17 protein-coding genes are annotated in these 19127 nt (G+C 63.4%); 4 read left to right on the top strand and 13 right to left on the bottom strand.

What is annotated here, in order from left to right; genetic code table 11:
- Positions 1-213: 213 nt before the first annotated feature.
- The 13 genes from eno to K728_RS0109525 all read right to left on the bottom strand — a co-directional run bounded on the left by eno (position 214) and on the right by K728_RS0109525 (position 15349).
- Entirely contained in the window at positions 214-1494 is a 1281-nt protein-coding gene (gene eno / locus K728_RS0109585; protein WP_019483678.1) for a phosphopyruvate hydratase, read from the bottom strand.
- Between the two features lie 84 nt (positions 1495-1578).
- Positions 1579-2223: a MazG nucleotide pyrophosphohydrolase domain-containing protein gene (locus K728_RS19040; RefSeq protein WP_443110959.1), complete on the bottom strand. Its 645-nt coding sequence runs from the start codon at positions 2221-2223 to the stop codon at positions 1579-1581.
- Between the two features lie 91 nt (positions 2224-2314).
- Positions 2315-3451, bottom strand: a complete 1137-nt coding sequence (locus tag K728_RS0109575) for an adenosine deaminase (RefSeq protein ID WP_019483680.1) — start codon at positions 3449-3451, stop codon at positions 2315-2317.
- Positions 3452-3518: 67 nt separating this feature from the next.
- The gene (locus K728_RS0109570) at positions 3519-4157 is read right to left on the bottom strand and encodes a DedA family protein (protein ID WP_024476548.1); all 639 of its coding nucleotides are present in this window, start codon (positions 4155-4157) and stop codon (positions 3519-3521) included.
- Positions 4158-4495: 338 nt separating this feature from the next.
- Positions 4496-5788 carry a thymidine phosphorylase gene (locus tag K728_RS0109565; protein WP_019483682.1) on the bottom strand — a complete coding sequence of 431 codons (1293 nt, stop codon included), beginning with the start codon at positions 5786-5788 and terminating at the stop codon, positions 4496-4498.
- A gap of 59 nt (positions 5789-5847) precedes the next feature.
- The gene (locus K728_RS0109560) at positions 5848-6264 is read right to left on the bottom strand and encodes a cytidine deaminase (protein ID WP_019483683.1); all 417 of its coding nucleotides are present in this window, start codon (positions 6262-6264) and stop codon (positions 5848-5850) included.
- Complete coding sequence (locus K728_RS0109555; protein WP_019483684.1) at positions 6261-7547, bottom strand: ABC transporter permease; 1287 nt, start codon at positions 7545-7547, stop codon at positions 6261-6263. The genes K728_RS0109560 and K728_RS0109555 overlap by 4 nt, the downstream gene beginning before the upstream one ends.
- Complete coding sequence (locus K728_RS0109550; protein WP_019483685.1) at positions 7544-8788, bottom strand: ABC transporter permease; 1245 nt, start codon at positions 8786-8788, stop codon at positions 7544-7546. The genes K728_RS0109555 and K728_RS0109550 overlap by 4 nt, the downstream gene beginning before the upstream one ends.
- On the bottom strand, positions 8785-10320 hold the full coding sequence (locus K728_RS0109545) for an ABC transporter ATP-binding protein (RefSeq protein ID WP_019483686.1): 1536 nt from the start codon (positions 10318-10320) through the stop codon (positions 8785-8787). Before K728_RS0109545 ends, K728_RS0109550 begins: the two co-directional genes overlap by 4 nt.
- A gap of 122 nt (positions 10321-10442) precedes the next feature.
- The gene (locus K728_RS0109540; protein ID WP_019483687.1) at positions 10443-11573 is read right to left on the bottom strand and encodes a BMP family ABC transporter substrate-binding protein; all 1131 of its coding nucleotides are present in this window, start codon (positions 11571-11573) and stop codon (positions 10443-10445) included.
- 199 nt (positions 11574-11772) lie between these two features.
- Entirely contained in the window at positions 11773-12816 is a 1044-nt protein-coding gene (locus K728_RS0109535) for an LLM class flavin-dependent oxidoreductase (RefSeq protein ID WP_019483688.1), read from the bottom strand.
- Between the two features lie 100 nt (positions 12817-12916).
- Positions 12917-14062 (bottom strand): amidohydrolase, encoded by a 1146-nt coding sequence (locus tag K728_RS0109530; RefSeq protein ID WP_083850952.1) that lies wholly within the window; start codon positions 14060-14062, stop codon positions 12917-12919.
- 147 nt (positions 14063-14209) lie between these two features.
- Positions 14210-15349 carry a mannose-1-phosphate guanylyltransferase gene (locus tag K728_RS0109525; RefSeq protein WP_019483690.1) on the bottom strand — a complete coding sequence of 380 codons (1140 nt, stop codon included), beginning with the start codon at positions 15347-15349 and terminating at the stop codon, positions 14210-14212.
- Positions 15350-15601: 252 nt separating this feature from the next.
- Between K728_RS0109525 and sdhC the strand changes: the two genes are divergently transcribed.
- The 4 genes from sdhC (at position 15602) to K728_RS0109505 (ending at position 19078) form a co-directional block, all read left to right on the top strand.
- Positions 15602-15979 (top strand): succinate dehydrogenase, cytochrome b556 subunit, encoded by a 378-nt coding sequence (sdhC, locus tag K728_RS0109520; protein ID WP_083850950.1) that lies wholly within the window; start codon positions 15602-15604, stop codon positions 15977-15979.
- A gap of 3 nt (positions 15980-15982) precedes the next feature.
- Positions 15983-16450, top strand: coding sequence for a succinate dehydrogenase hydrophobic membrane anchor subunit (locus K728_RS0109515; protein ID WP_019483692.1), 468 nt, complete (start codon positions 15983-15985; stop codon positions 16448-16450).
- 61 nt (positions 16451-16511) lie between these two features.
- Positions 16512-18290 carry a succinate dehydrogenase flavoprotein subunit gene (gene sdhA / locus K728_RS0109510; RefSeq protein WP_019483693.1) on the top strand — a complete coding sequence of 593 codons (1779 nt, stop codon included), beginning with the start codon at positions 16512-16514 and terminating at the stop codon, positions 18288-18290.
- The gene (locus tag K728_RS0109505) at positions 18290-19078 is read left to right on the top strand and encodes a succinate dehydrogenase iron-sulfur subunit (RefSeq protein WP_019483694.1); all 789 of its coding nucleotides are present in this window, start codon (positions 18290-18292) and stop codon (positions 19076-19078) included. Before sdhA ends, K728_RS0109505 begins: the two co-directional genes overlap by 1 nt.
- Positions 19079-19127 lie beyond the last annotated feature (49 nt).

Raw genomic sequence — 19127 nt, 5'->3', positions numbered from 1 at the left:
CCCGCGACAGGCTTCTTGGGTGTTCGCCGCGCCGTAGGCGTGGCGTGTGTCCCATGCCGGTTGATGGGTGCTGGTGCCGGCGGCGCCTGAGGACCAGCGCTGCGCGGCACCTTGGGGCGGCGGGTAGACATCAAAACTCCTCAAAATCCTCTGTATCGGGACTGGTGGCCTGTGAGCCGTCCCTATTACGAGGGTAGCCGCCGCTGCTGCTAACTAGGCTTTGAAACGCGGGAAGGCGCCTCGCCCTGCGTACCGGGCGGCGTCGTCGAGCTCTTCTTCGATCCGTAGGAGCTGGTTGTACTTGGCCACCCGCTCGGATCGTGCCGGAGCGCCGGTCTTGATCTGGCCGGCGTTGGTTGCGACGCAGATGTCAGCAATCGTCGTGTCCTCGGTTTCACCTGACCGGTGCGAGGTAATGGTGGTGTAGCCAGCACGCTGCGCCATGGAGATCGCATCGAGGGTCTCGGTCAGTGTTCCAATCTGGTTGACCTTGACCAGCAGCGAGTTGGCGGTGTCTGCTTCGATGCCGCGGGCGAGACGCACTGGGTTGGTGACGAAGAGATCGTCGCCAACCAGCTGAACCTTTGAGCCGACCTGTTCGGTGAGGGCTTTCCACCCGTCCCAGTCTTCTTCATCCAGGGGGTCCTCGATGGAAACCAACGGGTAGTCGCGCACCAGTTCACCGTAGTAGGTGTTCATGTCGGCGGAGGACAACGTCTTCCCCTCGAAGTGGTAAGCGCCGTCCGTGTAGAACTCCGAAGCCGCTACATCCAGTGCGAGGGCAATGTCCTGACCCGGCGTGTAGCCGGCACGCTCGATGGCTGTGGTGATCAGGTCGAGCGCATCGCGGTTGGACGGCAGGTTTGGCGCAAATCCGCCTTCGTCGCCCAACCCGGTGGCAAGGCCCTTTTCCTTGAGCACGGACTTCAGTTCGTGGTAGACCTCAACGCCCCAGCGCAGACCCTCGGAGAAGGATTCGGCGCCCAGGGGAACGATCATGAACTCCTGGATGTCGACGTCGGAGTCGGCGTGGGAGCCGCCGTTCAGGATGTTCATCAGCGGAACGGGCAGTACATGGGCGTTGGGGCCGCCGAGGTAACGGTAGAGCGGCAGCTTGGAGGACTCCGCGGCGGCGCGGGCGATGGCCAGGGAAACGCCGAGCATCGAGTTGGCGCCAAGGCTTGACTTGTTCTCCGTGCCGTCGAGGTCAATCATGGCCTGGTCGATGGCCCGCTGGTCGGTGGCATCGAAGCCGAGGAGCGCCGGCTGGATCTGCTCGATCACTGCTTCGACGGCCTGCAGAACGCCCTTGCCGAGGTAGCGGGCCTTATCGCCATCACGACGTTCGTTGGCTTCGAAAGCACCGGTGGAAGCACCGGAGGGCACAGCCGCACGGCCGAAGGTGTCGTCGTCGAGCAGTACTTCCACCTCGACGGTGGGGTTGCCGCGGGAATCGAGGATTTCACGCGCGTGGATGGCGTCGATGATGGCCATGTATTGCTCCTTTGGTTCTAGGGTGAATAATCTCAAGGCGTCCGGTCAGGGCTAACCTGACCGGTTGATGGGTTCGATCCCAGCCTAGTGGAAACGTCTGTCGCAGCGCCTTTCATGTCCTCCGGAAGACTGGTGCGTGAGCGCTCCTGAAATCGGAGTGCCGCTGAGCGTAGCGCCCGCTCCGGGTCGAGCCCGCTCGCGATGGCTCGCTGCACCACCTCGAGCAACTGCTCCCCCAGTTCGGCTTCGGTTTGCGGTTCGGCGCCCGCCAACGCTGCGGCTGGNTGGCTCAGGCAGCGGATCAGCGGCCCGACGCAGGGTTTTGGCCGCCAGAGCCAGAGCGGGAAGGTGCGTGGGTATTCCGTGGAACGGATCAACCCGACCGGGCTCCTCCGCACGCTTGACCTGATGCCAGGTCTCAACGATCGATTCGATCGAGGAGGGAAAGCTCTGCCGCAGCGTTCCGTCGGGCGCGAAGACGTGGGGGTTGCGACGGACCATCTTGCGTGTCAGACCGTCGATCACGTCGGTGAGGTCGAAACGACCGTGCTCCCGCTGCAGTTGGGCGTGGAGTACCACCTGCAGCAACACATCACCCAGTTCCCCGCGCAGGTTGGCCGCTGAGTCAAGACTGGCAGCGTTGTTTGAGGCGTCGTCGAGCGCATCGACCAGCTCGTAGCACTCCTCCACCAGATACTCGACGAGTGAAGCGTGCGTGAGTTCAGCCATCCAGGGGCAGTGTTTCCGGAGCTGGGCTACCACCTCGACCAGCCGGTCCAGCGGATGCTGGCCTCCTGGCGAGGCGGAGCCCGGCGGCGACTCAGGCATCGGCGCGAAGAAAACCTTCGGTGACGTAGTCGGCAAGCGCCTCACGGTCTTCGAGTGGCAGGAACGCTGCGTTGACCGCGTTGAGGGTCAGCTCCAGCAGATCGTCCAGGTCATAGTCGAAGGTTTCGGAAAGTAGCTCGAACTCGTCGGTCAGGGTGACACCGCTCATCAGGCGGTTGTCGGTGTTGACGGTCACCTTGAATCCCAGCTGGAACAGCAGGTCGATGGGGTGGCTGGCGATGTCCCCGCCGAACGCTGCGATGGCTCCGGTCTGGAGGTTCGAGGAGGGGCACACCTCAAGGACGATGCCGCGGTCGCGTACCCAGGCGGCCACCTGGCCGAGGGTGACGACGCCGAGTTCGGGCTCTTCGCTGTCCTCGTCATATTCAATCTCGATGTCTTCGGCGATCCGAACCCCATGCCCGAGGCGTAGCGCGTGCCCGTGAACCAGGGCGTCAACGATGCTGTCCAGACCAGCGGCCTCGCCAGCGTGGACGGTCACCGGGAACTGGTGTTCTGCCAGGTAGGTGAACGCGTCCTTGAACCGGGACGGCAGGAATCCATCCTCGGCGCCGGCAATATCGAACCCGACGGCGCCCTTGTCGCGGTGGCGAACGGCCAGTTCAGCGATTTCCTGGCCGCGGTCTGCGTGCCGCATGGCGGTGATCAGCTGACCCACCTGGATGGCCCGGCCGCCGGCAACGATTGCGTCGACGCCCTCGTCGAGGCCCTGCTGGACAGCTTCAACGGCTTCGTCAAGGCTGAGGCCCTTGGCGGTGTGCTGTTCCGGGGCCCAGCGCACCTCACCGTAGACGACGCCGTCGTCGGCCAGGTCCTCAACGAACTCGCGGGCTACGCGGATCAGGCCTTCGCGGGTCTGCATGACAGCGATGGTGTGGTCAAAGGTCTCGAGGTAGCGGACCAGGGAACCGGAGTTGGCTGATTCCCTGAACCATTCGCCCAATGCCACCGGATCGGTGGACGGCAGTTGGTGGCCAACCGCTTCGGCTAGTTCGATGATGGTGGACGGGCGCAGGCCGCCGTCCAGGTGGTCATGCAGGGACACCTTGGGCAGGCTCCGCAGGTCGAAGGAGAGGTCGGTCGCTGGGGAGATTATTGGCTCAGTCACTTCACTTACCTTACGCGAGGTGCTTTGTGGGGACTAGCGCTGAGGCGCCCGTTCAGGCACGGCACCGTTACTTGCTGTCCGAGTGAACCCTGGCCGGCTCGGGACGCATCGGCGTTGAGCCGCGGACCGCTGCAATGATGCGGTCCACAACGATCCCGAGAATGACGGCGATCCCGATGGCTACCATGACGCCGAGCAGATGATTGTGCTCGAACCAGGAGCCTGCGAGGACGCCAATGCCGACCGAGTAGGTCGACCACACCACCGCCGAGAGTGCGGTGAGCCCAACAAAGCTTCGGCGTGAATACCCGGTGGCCCCTGCCGTGAGGTTCACCGCCACCCGCCCGATGGGGATGAACCGTGCCACAAGGATCAGTGAGGCAGCGCGCTTTTGCAGCTCATATCCGGCCCAGGCAAAGGAGCGTTGCATGCGGGCCGAGCGCATCCAACGGAACCGTCGGGTGCCGATCGCTTTTCCCATCGCGTACGCAATGTTGTCGCCGATGAACGCCCCGAGACCCGCCGAAATTATCAGGAACCAGGGGTTGGGAACACCTTGGGTGAGCACTAGTGAGGCGAGCCCGACAACCACCGATTCGCTGGGGAAGGGCGGGAAGAACCCGTCGACGGTGCAGCAGATGAACACCAGGAGGTAGACCCAGGGTTGCTCGGCGGTGCTGAGGATGAAGGTGCTGACCGCGTTCAGGGCTGTGATGACAGCGTCCATGTTCGATCTACCCCCTTTTCCGCCCTTGCTGACTGTCCGACAGTTATCACGATGCCATCCGCCGAGGGTCGCCGCCATGGGTGGACCCCCTGACACAACCCCTGTTTCCCTCAGGGCTGGGCCCGGTTGTGTCAATGCCAGGTTGGTCGGGCCAAGTTGTTCGGGCCAGGTTGTTCGGTCGCCGTGATACCTCAACGTTAGGGCGAGGAGGTCCCGGACCGCGTCGCCCGTTCGGCTGATCTTTGGGCTGCCCGCATCCACCCACAGGGGGACATCACCGCCAGGACAGTCCGGCGGCGGCGCGCTCGGCGCGGCTGTTACGCCTCGGCGATACGGTCCAGGATCAGCTGATAATTGGGCCTGGATCCTTCGGGCGCAATGACGACGGCGCCGTCGAGCGCCTCGCGTGCCCGATCGAACTTCTCGGGGGTATCGGTCAGCAGGGTCATCAGCGGCTCGCCAGCCCGCACCAGAGCACCGGGCTTGGCGTGCATCCGGATTCCGGCCCCTGCCTGCACTGCATCTTCCTTACGGGCTCGTCCCGCGCCGAGGCGCCAGGCGGCAACCCCAACGGACAGCGCATCCAGTTCCACCAGAACCCCGTCAGCGGGAGCAAAGATAGTCTCGGATTCCTTGGCTACCGGCAGGGTTGCGCGGGGATCGCCGCCCTGGGCTTCGATCATTTTGTTCCACACGTCCATGGCGCGCCCGTCCTGCAGCGCGGCGGCCGGATCCGCGTCCTTCACCCCGGCGCAGGCAAGCATTTCCTCCGCAAGTCTGACGGTCAGTTCGACGACGTCCTGCGGGCCGCCGCCGGCCAGCACCTCAACCGATTCCTCAACCTCGATGGCGTTGCCTGCGGTGAGGCCCAGTGGGGTCGCCATGTTCGTGAGCAACGCAACGGTGTTGACGCCCGCGTCCTGGCCCAGGGCGACCATGGTGCGCGCCAGCTCGCGGGCCTGCTCCAGATTCTTCATGAACGCGCCGCTACCGACCTTGACGTCGAGCACCAGCGACCCTGTGCCTTCGGCGATTTTCTTGCTCATGATTGAGGAGGCAATAAGCGGGATCGCTTCGACCGTACCCGTCACGTCACGCAGCGCGTAGAGCTTCTTGTCGGCGGGCGCCAGACCGGCTCCCGCAGCGCAGATCACGGCCCCGACGTCGGCCAGTTGGCGCATCATTTCGTCGTTTGTCAGGTCGGCGCGCCAGCCGGGGATGGACTCCAGCTTGTCCAGGGTACCCCCGGTGTGGCCCAGTCCACGCCCCGAGAGCTGCGGGACTGCTACCCCGAAGACCGCGACCAGGGGTGCCAGTGGGAGCGTGATCTTGTCGCCGACGCCGCCCGTCGAGTGTTTGTCGCTGGTGGCTTTGCCGAGCGACGAGAAGTCCATCCGCTCACCGGAGGCTATCATCGCCGTCGTCCACTGGCTGATTTCCTCACGGTTCATGCCGTTAAGGAGGACCGCCATGTTGAGAGCGGCCATTTGCTCATCGGCGATGGCACCGCGGGTGTACGCGTCGATGGTCCAGTCGATCTGCGCCGGGCTGAGGGTGCCTTTGTCCCGCTTGATCCGGATGATGTCGACGGCGTCGAACTGCTCAGACATGAGTGGGGGTGTCCTTTACTTCATAAGTCTTGGTGGGCATGGGATCCGCTTGCTGAGTTTCAGGCGAGGTGCTCGGGGCCGAACGCGTCGGGGAGCACCTCATCCATGGTCTTGATGCCGCTGACCGTCAGGAGCAACATTCCGGGCGCCCGGAACTCGTACAGGAGCTGCCGGCAGCGCCCGCAGGGCATCAGGGTGTTGCCGTCGCCGTCAACACAGCTGAATGCGACGAGCTTGCCGCCGCCGGTCATTTGCAGTTGGCTCACCAGTGAGCACTCAGCGCAGAGGGTCAACCCGTAGGAGGCGTTCTCTACATTGCACCCGGAGACGATACGCCCGTCATCGGTCAGGGCTGCTGCACCGACCGGGAACTTGGAGTACGGCACATAGGCGCGGCGCATCGCTTCGGTTGCGGCCTGGGTGAGCTGGTCCCAGGGAATCCGGTCCGGTTCAGGGGCCGTCGAGGTCACGATCACTCCTTCATGTACGGGGTGCCGCTGGCTGCCGGGGGCCGGGAACGTCCGACGAGTCCAGCGACGGCGAGAATGGTGACAATGTACGGGAGCATGGCCATGAACTGGCTCGGCACTGACGTGCCGACGATGGATAGCACGTACTGCAGGTTGGTGAAGAAGCCGAAGAGGAGTGCTGCGAAGAACGCTCCGATTGGGTTCCACCGCCCGAAGATCAGTGCGGCCAGGGCAATATAGCCGGCGCCCGCCGTCATATCCCTGGAGAAAGCACTCACGGAGACGAGGGTGAAGAAGGCTCCACCGAACCCGGCCACTGCTCCGCCGAGCAACACGTTCCAGAATCGGGTCGAGTTGACCTTGATGCCCATGGTGTCCGCTGCCTGCGGGTGCTCGCCGACGGCCCTCACGCGCAGACCCCACTTGGTGTGGAAGAGACCGATGTAGATCACAATCACTGCCACATACATGAGGTAGCCGACGATGCTCTGCTTGAACAGGATCGCACCGATGATCGGAAGTTCGGAGAGTAGCGGGATGCTGATATCGGGCAAGCTGGGCGGCGAGTTGAACGCGCCGGGGTCGCGGCTCAGGAGAGTCGAGGCGAGGAACCCGGTGAGGCCCGAAACCAGCACGTTCAAAACCACGCCGACAATGATCTGGTTGACGAAATACTTGATGCTGAACACCGCGAGGACCAGGGAAACCATGGTTCCGGCGAAAGCAGCGGCGATCAGCCCCACGTAGGCGTTGCCGGAGATCGAGGCTGCTACTGCCGCCGCAAACGCGCCGGACAGCAGTTGACCCTCGATCGCAATGTTCACTACCCCCACGCGTTCACACAGGACACCCGAGAGGGAGCCGAAGATCAGCGGAATGGCGAGGGTGACCGACCCCGCGATCAGGCCGGACAGCGAGATGCTGGGAGTGTTGGCGCTTCCCACCACCCAGGTGAGGAAACCGATCATGAACAGCACACCGTAGATGATCGGGATCCATTTGTTGAGCTTTCGGCCGTTCCTGACCTGCAGGAACGCGTAGACCGCGAGCAGGGTCAGTGCGACGGCGGTGAACCAACCCACCGCTGTTGCGGGCAACGCGACATCGGCCAGCCGGAACCGGTCCGAATCGTCGGAGATACGGAAGACCGCCGTCTGGGCGGGGCTACCCGCGGCAAACACCAGCAGGGCGACCAGGGCGCCGATACCGAACCCGATGGGCGCTTTCCAGTTCCTCACTGTTGCGCCTGGCGCCTGCCTCTTGGGCCGCGCTTCTGTTGCGGTGCTCACGCCAGGCCTCCAGCTGCAGTTGGGGTGGTGATGTCCTCGGACCGGTCAGGCTTGTTGGACTTCTTTTTCTTCTTTTTCTGGTCGATCCTGAAGATGGCTTTGATCAGGGGTGGCGCCGCAATGAAGAGAACGATCAGTGACTGCACCACCAAGACAATGTCGATGGGGGTACCGGTCTGGGTCTGCATCTGGACCCCGCCGGCGCGGAACGCGCCGAACAACAACCCGGCGAAGAAGACACCCCAGGGGTGGGACCGGCCCAGCAGCGCGACGGTGATCGCGTCGAAGCCGAAGCTGGCGGCGATACCGCCCGTGAGGACCTTCTCGGTGCCAGCGACCTGGGCGACGCCAGCAAGTCCCGCAAGCCCGCCGGCGAGCATCATGACCACGACGTACCCTTTGGTCACACTGATACCGGCGGTACGGGCGGCGTGCGGGTTGGCGCCGACCGCACGGAGTTCGAACCCGGTGGTTGAGCGGTTCAGCAGCCACCACACGCCGTAGGTCGCGGCAATTGCGACGAGGAAACCGAGATGCAATCGGTAGCCGGATCCCAGGATCAGCGGGAACATTGCCGAGTCATCGAGTCGGGGGCTGATGGGGTTGGACGACCCGGGGTTCTGGAAGGCCGGTGTGAATAGCAGGTAGGCCACCAGGTACACGGCAACATAGTTGAGCATGATGGTGACAATCACCTCGTGGGCACCGGTGCGGGCCTTGAGAATGCCCGGGATGAAACCCCACAGGGCGCCACCAATGAACCCGGCGAGCACTGCTATCAACAGGTGAATACCTGGCGGCAGTTCGAGGGTGAAACCTACCCAGGCCGCGAAGGTCGCGCCGATGATGATCTGGCCCTGGGCACCGATGTTGAACAGTCCGGTGCGGAACGCGATGGCCACGCCGAGGCCGGCGAGGATCAGCGGGGTCGCGACGGTGAGTGTTTCGGTGAATGGCCGGATCGATGCGGCCAAGGTATCGGCACGAGGGTTGAACACGGCGCCCTGGAACAGGGCAATGTAGGCACCGCTGGCCGCTTCCCAGGCCGCCGAAAGCATGTCGCCGGGGCGGCTGAAGAAGTACGACGACGTCTCGGCGACCCGCTCGTCAGTCACTGCGATGAGTAGCCCACCGAGCACGATCGACAGCACTACCGACAGCAGTGCCACCAGTGTGCTTCCGCCCATGAGCCGGTGCAGGACGCTGCGTGAGGCATCGCCGGATTGCGACTGTGAACTCATTTTTTCTCCTTTGCGGACTGGCCAAACGCCTCGTCCGCCGTCATTCCGGCCATCATCAATCCGAGGATGTCACGAGTGGTGTCTCCGGGGACCACACCCATCAGCTTTCCGCGATGCAGCACGGCGATCCGGTCAGCAAGTTCACTGATTTCGTCGAGCTCGGTGGACACGATCATCACCGGGGTGCCGCCGTCGCGCTCCTGGACAATGCGCTTATGCAGGAACTCGATGGAACCGACGTCGACGCCCCGGGTGGGCTGGGAAGCGATGAACAGGTGCAGTGGCCGTGAAAGTTCGCGTGCCAGCACCACCTTTTGCTGGTTTCCGCCGGACAGCGTGCCCACAGCAGAGTCGGCTGACTGGGTACGCACGTCATATTCTTCGATCTTCGCTGTGGCGTTGGCCTGCACCACCGCGGGTTTCATGGCCAGGCCCTTGGCAAAGGGGGGTTCGTTGTACCAGTTGAGGATCAGGTTCTCGGCGACGGAGAAACTCCCGACCAGCCCGTCGACCGTGCGGTCCTCGGGAACGAAGCCGACGCCCTGCCGGATCACCTGGCTGGCTTTCATCCCGATCAGCTCGGTGCCCTTGAGCGTGATTGAGCCGCTGGTATGGGACTGCAGGCCCATGATCGCTTCGGTCAGTTCGGTCTGCCCATTGCCCTGGACGCCCGCGACGGCAAGGATCTCTCCTTCGGCGATGTCGAACGTGACGTCGTCGACCAGGCGCTGCCCGGTGGCGGACAGGACCGTGAGGTTCCGGACCTGGAAGGTGCGTTCTCCCGGGGTCGCTGGTGCCTTGTTAAGGCTCAGGCTGACCTGGCGGCCGACCATCATGTTCGCGAGGTCGGTGGTGCTGGTGCTCGGTGCAACGCTGCTCACCACCGCGCCGCGGCGGATCACGGTGATCACGTCGGAGACGGCGCGGACCTCCCGCAGCTTGTGCGAGATGAACACAATGGCTGTGCCTGCTGCTTTGAGCTGCCCGATGATTTCAATGAGTTCGTCGGTTTCCTGGGGGGTCAGGACTGCTGTGGGTTCATCGAGGATCAGGATGCTCGCGTTGCGAACGAGGGCCTTGATGATCTCGACCCGCTGCTGGACGCCTACGGGGAGGTCCTCGATCAGTGCATCGGGGTCGACGTCGAACCCGTACCGTTCGGAGATGTCCCGGATCTTGGCACGGGTTTTCTCCAGATCGAGGATCCCACCGGCGCGGGTGAACTCGTCCCCGAGCGCCACATTCTCGGCGACGGTGAAGACCGGGACCAGCATGAAGTGCTGGTGCACCATGCCGATTCCCGCGGCCATCGCATCACCCGGACCATTAAAGGTCACTTCCTTTCCGTCGAGCAGAATGCTGCCCTCGGTAGGCTCGTAAAGTCCATAGAGGACATTCATCAGGGTGGACTTGCCTGCGCCATTTTCGCCCAGCAGGCAGTGCACTTCGCCCGGTTTGACGATCAGATCGATGGAGTCGTTGGCCACCAGGGTGCCAAACCTCTTTGTTATTCCCTGCAGTTCGAGCAGCAACGGACTCCAACCACCTGTTCTGGGTCAGGACCAGATAACAGCGGAGGGAGCCGCTGAACTGGTCGATAAGATTTCGCTGGTCACCAGCCTAAACGCAAAACGCNCGCGTTATGCCAGAGCTGTTACTGCTGTGGGCTGGCTTCAGATTCCACAACGATGTCCCCTGAAATGATGCCGGCCTCGATCTCTTCCAGTTCGGCCATCAGTTCTTCGGACACGGCGTCCTCCTGGTCGTGGAATGGTGCAAGGGCCACGCCACCGTTTTCGAGGGTGCCAACGTACGGGGTGTTATCGAAGCTGTCATCAACGTCGGTGCTGATAACTTCTTCAACTGCCTCGCCCATGAGCTTCATGACCGAGGTCAGGATGTACTCGTTACCGGCGTTGACGGTCAGGAATCCGTCGGAGTCAACCCAGATCACCTTGGCGTCGGCGCCGTCGGCGTTGGCTTCCTCGACGGCCTCAATGGTGCCTGCACCAACCGGACCGGCAACCGGCATGATGATGTCGGCGCCTTCGTTGATGAAGTTTTCGGTGTTGGTCTTACCGTTGGCGAGTGACTCGAAGTCGCCGGTGAAGGTACCGGTCTGAGCTTCCTTGTCCCAACCGAGCAGCTGGACGTCGGCGTCCTTCTGCTCGTTGTAGTAGGCAACGCCATCGGCGAAACCGTCCATGAAGATGGTGACGGTCGGAATCTGGATGCCGCCGTAGGTGGCAACAGTTCCGGTCTCGGTGGTGCCCGCTGCGGTGTAGCCAGCGAGGAAGGCGGCCTGGGCCGTGTCGTAGATGATCGGCTTGACGTTCGGCAGCTCGATCTGGTTGTCATCGACGATGGCGAAGTTGGTGTCAGGGTTTGCCTCGGCTGCCTCTGCAGTGGTCGCCGAAAGCAGGAAACCGACGGTGACGATCATGTCGCAACCCTCGGTGACCATCGAGTTGACGTTCGGTCCGAAGTCAGTCTCGGCCTGCGACTCGGCCTGGCGGACCTCAATGCCGAGGTTTTCCTGGGCAGCGGTGATGCCCTCATAGCTGGACTGGTTGAACGACTCGTCGTCGAAACCGCCCTGGTCAGAGACGATGCAACCGGTGTAGTCAATCGAGGCTGCAGTTGCTTCGGCACTCTCATCCGAGCCTGCGGTGTCTTCAGGTGCCGCGCCGCAACCTGCGATCAGCAGTGCCGAAACACCAAGCATCGCGGCTGAGAGGGCCGTCTTGTTGTTGAGGCGCGTAGTGGTGCGCTGTGAGTTCTTCAAAATTCCTCCAGAAAGAAATGGGCCCCACGGCTGAAGACCTCAATGAGTGACCGCCCGTTACCACGCGAACGTGTGCAGAGCTCTGTTTTCACTGATTTTTCGTAGGCACTGGGCCGTGCCGGGGCCGGCACGATATGAGCATACTCTAGCGGCGTGCCGGCCTCGCACCTACCAAATCAGGCGACGGAAATCACATTGTTCAGGATTTGTTACCAACGGGTATTGCGTTGGAAACACTCTCGGACCACGCCGCGCTCAGCGCCTCCAACGAGGAGATCCGGGAGGCGACGTCGTACGTGGTTCCGGTGACCATCAGCTCGTTCACCCCAGTGCGCTGGACCAGGTCATCGAGGCGTTGGACCACCTGTGCCGGTGTGCCCACTGCCTTGATGGCCGGGAGATGATCGAGCACCATAAGTTCCTGGTCCGTGAGAACGCGGGCCGCGGCGGCTTCAGGGGAGACGATCGGGCCCAGCTGCCCGGAACGGAGAGCCAACGCCATGATCCGGGCGGGGCCGGCCAGGTATTGCGCTTCCTCCTCGGTGTCGGCGGTGAGCGCCGACGTGGCCAGCATGGAGTGCGGCTCATCGAGGACCGGGGAGGGCTGGAAGTTGGACCGGTAGAGGTTCATGATGGCTGCCGGGTCCTCGTTGCCGAAGTGATGGGCGTAGCTGTACCGGACGCCGAGCATGCCGGCGAGCTGCGCGGAATATCCGCTGGAGCCCAGCAGCCAGACCTCGGGGGAACTGGTTGCCGACGGCGTTGCAACCAGATTCAGCGCCTGATCCGGCGATCGGTGGTCGCCGAGCAGGCTCATTACCTGGAGGACGTGCTGGGGGAACTCTTCCACGCCAAGACCACCGGCTTGCCGCCGCAGCGCCATCGCCGTGGCCTGATCCGTGCCGGGGGCCCTGCCGATGCCCAGGTCAATCCGGTTCGGGTAGAGCGCTTCGAGCAGCGCGAACTGCTCGGCGACCACAAATGGCGCATGGTTGGGGAGCATCACTCCCCCGGAGCCAAGCCGGATCCGCTCGGTCCTTGACGCCAGATGCGCCATCAGGACGGGCGGGGAGGTGGACGCAACGGCGGGCATGTTGTGGTGTTCGGCAACCCAGAAGCGCCTGAACCCCAACCGGTCGGCTGCCTGCGCAAGGGTGGTGCTGTCGGCTAGTGCCTGCCCGGAGGACTTTCCGACGCCCACTGTAGCGAGATCGAGGACTGACAGGGGCGGACGGGTATTCACTGATGTACTCACATGGGGGTAACCCGCCCCGTACCGGCTCTATTCCGTCCAGCCCCACCACCCGGGATCTATCCCGGGTGGTGGCCCGATCCCAGGGGGCCTAGTACCTCACGCCGCGGATGGCCCGGAGGGCCGCGTTGGCCATCACCCGGACCCCGCAGCTGATGGCGTGTTCATCAGGGTTGTAATCGCCACGGTGCAGGTCGTAGGTCTCGCCGCCGTGGGTGCGTGTGCCAAGACGCATCATGGCGCCGGGCACTGCCTGGGTCATCCAGGCGAAGTCTTCGCCGCCCATCGACTGCGGGGTGAGCACGACGGCGTCCGGCCCCAGTTCCGCCCGGGCCGCCGCTTCGAGCAGGCCGGTCTCCCCCTCGGTGTTGATGACCGGCGGCACTCCGCGGGTGTGTTCCAGGTGGACGTCGACGCCGAAGGGCGCGGCGATCTGGCGAACGGTACTGTCCAACAGATCACCGGCAGCCTCCCAGGCCTCCCCGTCCAGGCACCTCATGGTGCCGGACATGAAACCGTGGCCGGGGATCGCGTTTGGTGCGCTGCCAGCGTGGATCTGCCCCCAAACCACCGAGACGGCGCTGCGGACGTCGATTCGGCGGGACAGTACGGCTGGAACGTTCACGGCAATGTTCGCCAGCGCGAACACCAGGTCCTCGGTCAGATGGGGGCGTGAGGTGTGCCCGCCCCTCCCGGTGAGCTCCACCCGGACGGTGTCCGACGCGGAGGTGATCGCGCCGATCCGGGTACCCACGAGGCCGACGTCGATGTGGGGATCACAGTGCAACGCAACAATGCGGGGCACATCGGCGAGCACTCCCTGCTCAATGACTTCCAGCGCTCCACCGGGCATCATCTCTTCAGCAGGCTGGAAGATGACTCGGATGCGGCCGCCCAGCGGTTCGTCGTCGTGCATTTTCGCCAGGACCAGCGCAACGCCGAGCATCACCGTCGCATGGATGTCGTGCCCGCAGGCGTGGGCGATGCCGGTCGACGCCGAGGCATACGGCAGCCCTGTCTCTTCAAGTACCGGCAGCGCGTCAATGTCGGCGCGCAGCCCCAAGCGGATGGGGCCTTCACCAATGTCGACGTAGAGGCCCGTATATTCGAGCCGCTGCGGCGCCAACCCTGCCGCCGCCAGGCGTTCGACCAGCTGGTCTGTGGTGCGGTATTCCTTGTGCGAAAGTTCGGGGTGCATGTGCAGATCGCGTCGGAACCGGGTCAGCTCCTCGAGCATGGGGGCAAGCCACACGCCGATGGGAGGGGCTGCTGACGGAACGGGTGGCGCACTGCGGTTGGTTTGCACCACTCCAGCCTAGCCACAGCCGGTCCACACCATAGAACTGTGTGGCAGCATGAAGCGTCCGGATGCACCCCAGTGGAGCTACAGGACGTCGGTTTCGCCGCTGGCGCGCAGGTGCTCGACGGCCTTTTTCACTTCCTGGGCGTGCTCCTTGGTGGTCACGAGCAGGGCATCGGGGGTGTCGACAATAACGACGTCGTCGATTCCGATCAACGCGATCACCCGTTTGGTATCCGAGACGACGATGCCCGAGGCGTTGTCGGAGAACACCCTGGCCCCTTCGCCCATCACGGTCAGCTTGCTGTTTTCGATGGCCGGGTTCAGGCGACCGATGGCGGCGAAGTCCCCGACGTCGTCCCAGCTGAAGTTTCCGGGAATCATTGCGACGTCGCCGGCAGCGGCGGCCGGTTCAGCGACAGCGTAGTCAATGGCGATCTTCGGGAGGGTAGGCCAGACCCGCCGGGCAACCTCGACCCGTGATGGGGTATCCCAGGCCCGGGCAATCTCGGTCAGGCCGGTGTAGAGCTCGGGCTCGTTCGCTTCCAGGTGGCGGAGCATCAGTGCCACCGGGGCGACGAACATCCCGGCGTTCCAGCTGTAATCTCCGGTCTCAAGGTAGCCGCGCGCCACCTCTTCGGAAGGTTTCTCGACGAACTCAATGACGGCGTGGGCGCTGGGCGCACCCTCGATGTGGAGGTTCCTGCCGGCCCTGATGTACCCAAATCCGGTGGCGGGGAGGGTGGGCTTGATTCCAATGGTGACGATATACCCCTGCGCTGCGGTGTGGATCGCCTCGCGGACTGCCTCCTGGAACACCTCGACCGGGGTGATGACCTGATCGGCTGCGAAGGAGCCCATGATGATCTCGGGGTCGCGTTGGTACAGGATCGCTGCAGCAAGGCCGATCGCCGCCGCGGAGTCCTTGGGCTCACTCTCCAGGACCAGATTGGCGTCCTGGATTTCCGGGATTTGCTTCAGGACTGCACGACGGTGCACCTTCCCGGTGACCACCATGATGCGGTCCCCGGTCAGGGGCCCGAGCCGATCGTAGGTGGCACGGATCAGGGTACTGCCGGATCCGGTCAGGTCGTGCAGAAATTTGGGAGCAGCGGCCCGCGACAGCGGCCAGAGACGCGTCCCGACCCCTCCGGCGGGTATTACGCCGTAGAAACGTCGGAGCGCCTCGTCTGGATTTTGGGCACCAGCCCTTTGCGTAGTCATCGTTTCCACGGTAGTGCACTCCACAAAATTCTCGCGGCTCAACGCGTTCGCGGCGTGCGTTGACCCGGTCGGCGCCTGTCAAGAGGCCCGCCACCATAGCCCCTGTTAAGAATGTCACAGCGTAGGGAAGCCTAAATTGTCTGCGCAGGTGACGGAGCCTACATTAGGATCAAGTGAAGAGTGCTTTCGCATCGGCGTCTTACCTGCGTGGCAGACACGCAAACGCCGGGCGTTGCAGGGGAGGTTATTTCAGTGTCGAAGACACCAGCAGGCACCCTTTATCGCGGCCGTGAAGGCATGTGGTCCTGGGTAGCCCATCGTATTACCGGAGTAGTGATCTTCTTCTTCCTCCTGGTCCATGTGCTTGACACCTCGTTGGTGCGCGTGTCCCCCGAGGCTTATGACGCAGTGATCGAGTCCTATAAGAACCCCATCATGGGCCTGGGCGAACTTGGGTTGGTAGCAGCGATCGTGTTCCACGCGTTCAATGGTCTGCGCGTCATCCTGATCGACTTCTGGAAAAAAGGCCCCAAGTATCAGCGTCAGCTGCTCTGGGGCGTCGTCGGGCTGTGGGCAGTCACCATGGTCGCGTTCTCCATCCGTCATCTCGCGGTTGTCTTCGGAGGTTAAGCCATGACTAACCCAGTAATTGAAAGTCCCCGCTCGGGACGCGTTGCGCCCGAGTACACGCGCACTGGTGCCAGCAAGGGCAACTTTGAAATGGTGGCCTGGCTGTTTATGCGGGTCTCCGGCGTCATCCTGGTGGTGCTGATCTTCGTCCACCTGTGGACCTCGCTGATCGACGGCGACGGCATCAAGGGTGTCGACTTCGGCTTCGTCGCAGGCAAGTGGGCAAGTCCCATCTGGCAGATCTGGGACCTGGTGATGCTGTGGCTGGCCATGCTGCACGGCACCAACGGTGTTCGCACCATCATCAACGACTACGCCGAGAAGGACTCCACCCGGTTCTGGCTCAAGAGCGTTCTTTACGCCTCCACCGTCGTTATCATCGTGCTCGGCACCCTGGTGATCTTCACCTTCGATCCGTGCCCCGTGATCGACGGCGTGGCGCATGTAGCGCCATACTGCCCGGCCCCGTAGGGCTCTCGACGCTTCCGGCCGCCGGCGCGGCCGTTCGGTAACAACAGAAAGAACAACACGTATGCAGGTCCACAAGTACGACGTCGTAATCGTGGGTGCCGGCGGCGCCGGTATGCGCGCCGCCATCGAATCCGGTCAGCGCGCGAAGACGGCAGTACTGACCAAGCTGTACCCGACCCGCTCCCACACTGGCGCGGCGCAGGGTGGCATGTGCGCGGCCCTGGCGAACGTTGAGGAAGACAACTGGGAATGGCACACCTTCGACACCGTCAAGGGTGGCGATTATCTGGTTGACCAGGACGCTGCGGAGGTAATGGCGAAAGAAGCCATTGACGCCGTGCTCGACCTTGAGAAGATGGGCCTGCCGTTCAACCGCACACCCGAAGGCCGGATCGACCAGCGTCGCTTCGGCGGTCACACCCGTGACCACGGCAAGGCCCCCGTCCGCCGGTCCTGCTACGCGGCTGACCGCACCGGTCACATGATCCTCCAGACGCTTTACCAAAACTGTGTCAAGCACAACGTCGAGTTCTACAACGAGTACTACGTCCTCGACCTCCTGACCGTTCAGGAGGAAGTGACTGTCGACGGCGTGACCAAGCTGCAGACCAGGGTTGCCGGAGTTGTCTCCTACGATCTGGCCACGGGCGAGCTGCACGTGTTCCAGGCCAAGTCGATCATCTTCGCCTCCGGCGGCGTCGGCAAGGTCTACAAGACCACCTCCAACGCGCACACCCTGACCGGTGACGGCATGGGCATCGCCTTCCGCCGTGGCATCCCCCTGGAAGACATGGAGTTCTTCCAGTTCCACCCGACCGGCCTGGCCGGTCTGGGCATCCTGCTCTCGGAGGCTGCCCGCGGCGAGGGCGCGATCCTGCGTAACTCGGAGGGTGAGCGCTTCATGGAGCGCTACGCCCCCACCATCAAGGACCTGGCACCCCGCGACATTGTGGCCCGTTCCATGGCCAACGAGGTGCGGGAAGGCCGCGGTTGCGGCCCCAACAAGGATTACGTCCTGTTGGACCTCACCCACCTGGAACCCGCTCACATTGATGCCAAGCTTCCGGACATCACCGAGTTCGCGCGGACCTATTTGGGTGTGGAACCGTACACCGAGCCGGTCCCCGTGTTCCCCACGGCCCACTACGCGATGGGTGGCATCCCCACCAACATCAAGGCGGAGGTGCTGCAGGACAACGACACCGTGGTGCCGGGCCTGTACGCCGCCGGTGAAGTGGCGTGTGTGTCGGTGCACGGCTCGAACCGCCTGGGCACCAACTCGCTGCTGGACATCAACGTGTTCGGTAAGCGTGCCGGGATCTACGCGGCCGAATACGCGCTGACCGCCGACTTCATCGAAATCCCCGAGAACCCCCTCACGGAAACGCAGTCGCTGCTGGACACGATGCGCAGCTCCGAGGGTGGCGAACGGGTGGCGCAGATCCGCAAGGAACTGCAGGACATCATGGACGCCAATGTCCAGGTATTCCGCACCGAGGAGACCCTGCTGGAGGCGCTCAGCGTCATCGATGGTCTCGAAGAGCGGTACAAGCACGTCACCGTCCAGGACAAGGGCAAGCGTTTCAACCTTGACCTGCTGGAAGCCGTCGAGCTGGGTTTCCTGCTCGACATGGCCAAGGTCATGACCGCCGCTGCCTTGCACCGGAAGGAATCCCGCGGGGGCCACTTCCGCGAAGATTTCCCCGAGCGGGACGACGAGAACTACATGACCCACTCGATGGCATACAAAGATCCAACGGCCACCGAAACATCCGGCGTGCGTCTGAAGACCAAGCCGGTTGTCTTTACCCGTTACCAGCCCATGGAGCGTAAGTACTAATGAGCACCGAAACAGTCGAAAGAGAACCAGCCTCCAAAATCGAGCTCGCGCCGGGAATCGGCGGCGGCGGAGAAATCCCGACGTTCGACATCACGCTCAAGGTCCGCCGGTACAACCCCGAGGTCTCGGACGAGGCCCACTGGGACGAGTGGAACCTCACCATGTACGGCACGGACCGCGTGCTCGATGCCCTTCACAAGGTCAAGTGGGAGCATGACGGCACGGTAACCTTCCGGCGCTCCTGCGCCCACGGGGTGTGCGGCTCCGACGCCATGCGGATCAACGGCCGTAACCGGTTGGCCTGCAAGACCCTGCTGAAGGATCTCGACACGTCGAAGCCCATCCTGGTGGAACCCATCAAGGGCCTCCCCGTGGAGAAGGATCTGATTGTCGACATGGAACCGTTCTTCCAGTCATTCCGTGAGGTCATGCCGTTCCTGGTCAACCGCGGCCACGAGCCCACCAAGGAGCGTCTGCAGTCCTCCGAGGAGCGCGAACGCTTCGACGACACCACCAAGTGCATCCTGTGCGCCGCGTGCACCTCGTCCTGCCCGGTCTTCTGGACCGATGGCCAGTACTTTGGCCCAGCAGCGATCGTGAACGCCCACCGGTTCATCTTCGACTCGCGCGACGATGCCGGCGACATGCGCCTCGAGATCCTGAATGACAAGGAAGGTGTGTGGCGGTGCCGCACCACGTTCAACTGCACCGAAGCCTGCCCCCGTGGCATTCAGGTCACCAAGGCCATTGCTGAGGTCAAGCAGGCCATTCTGAGCCGCAAGATCTAGTTGGTCACCACCCGCATTATGCGGTGATCGTCGACGTCGGCCCGGTCGC

It is taken from the genome of Arthrobacter sp. CAL618 (assembly GCF_000468215.1).
In the GTDB taxonomy this organism is placed as follows: domain Bacteria; phylum Actinomycetota; class Actinomycetes; order Actinomycetales; family Micrococcaceae; genus Arthrobacter_D.
This window is presented reverse-complemented; position numbering and strand designations above follow the sequence as displayed.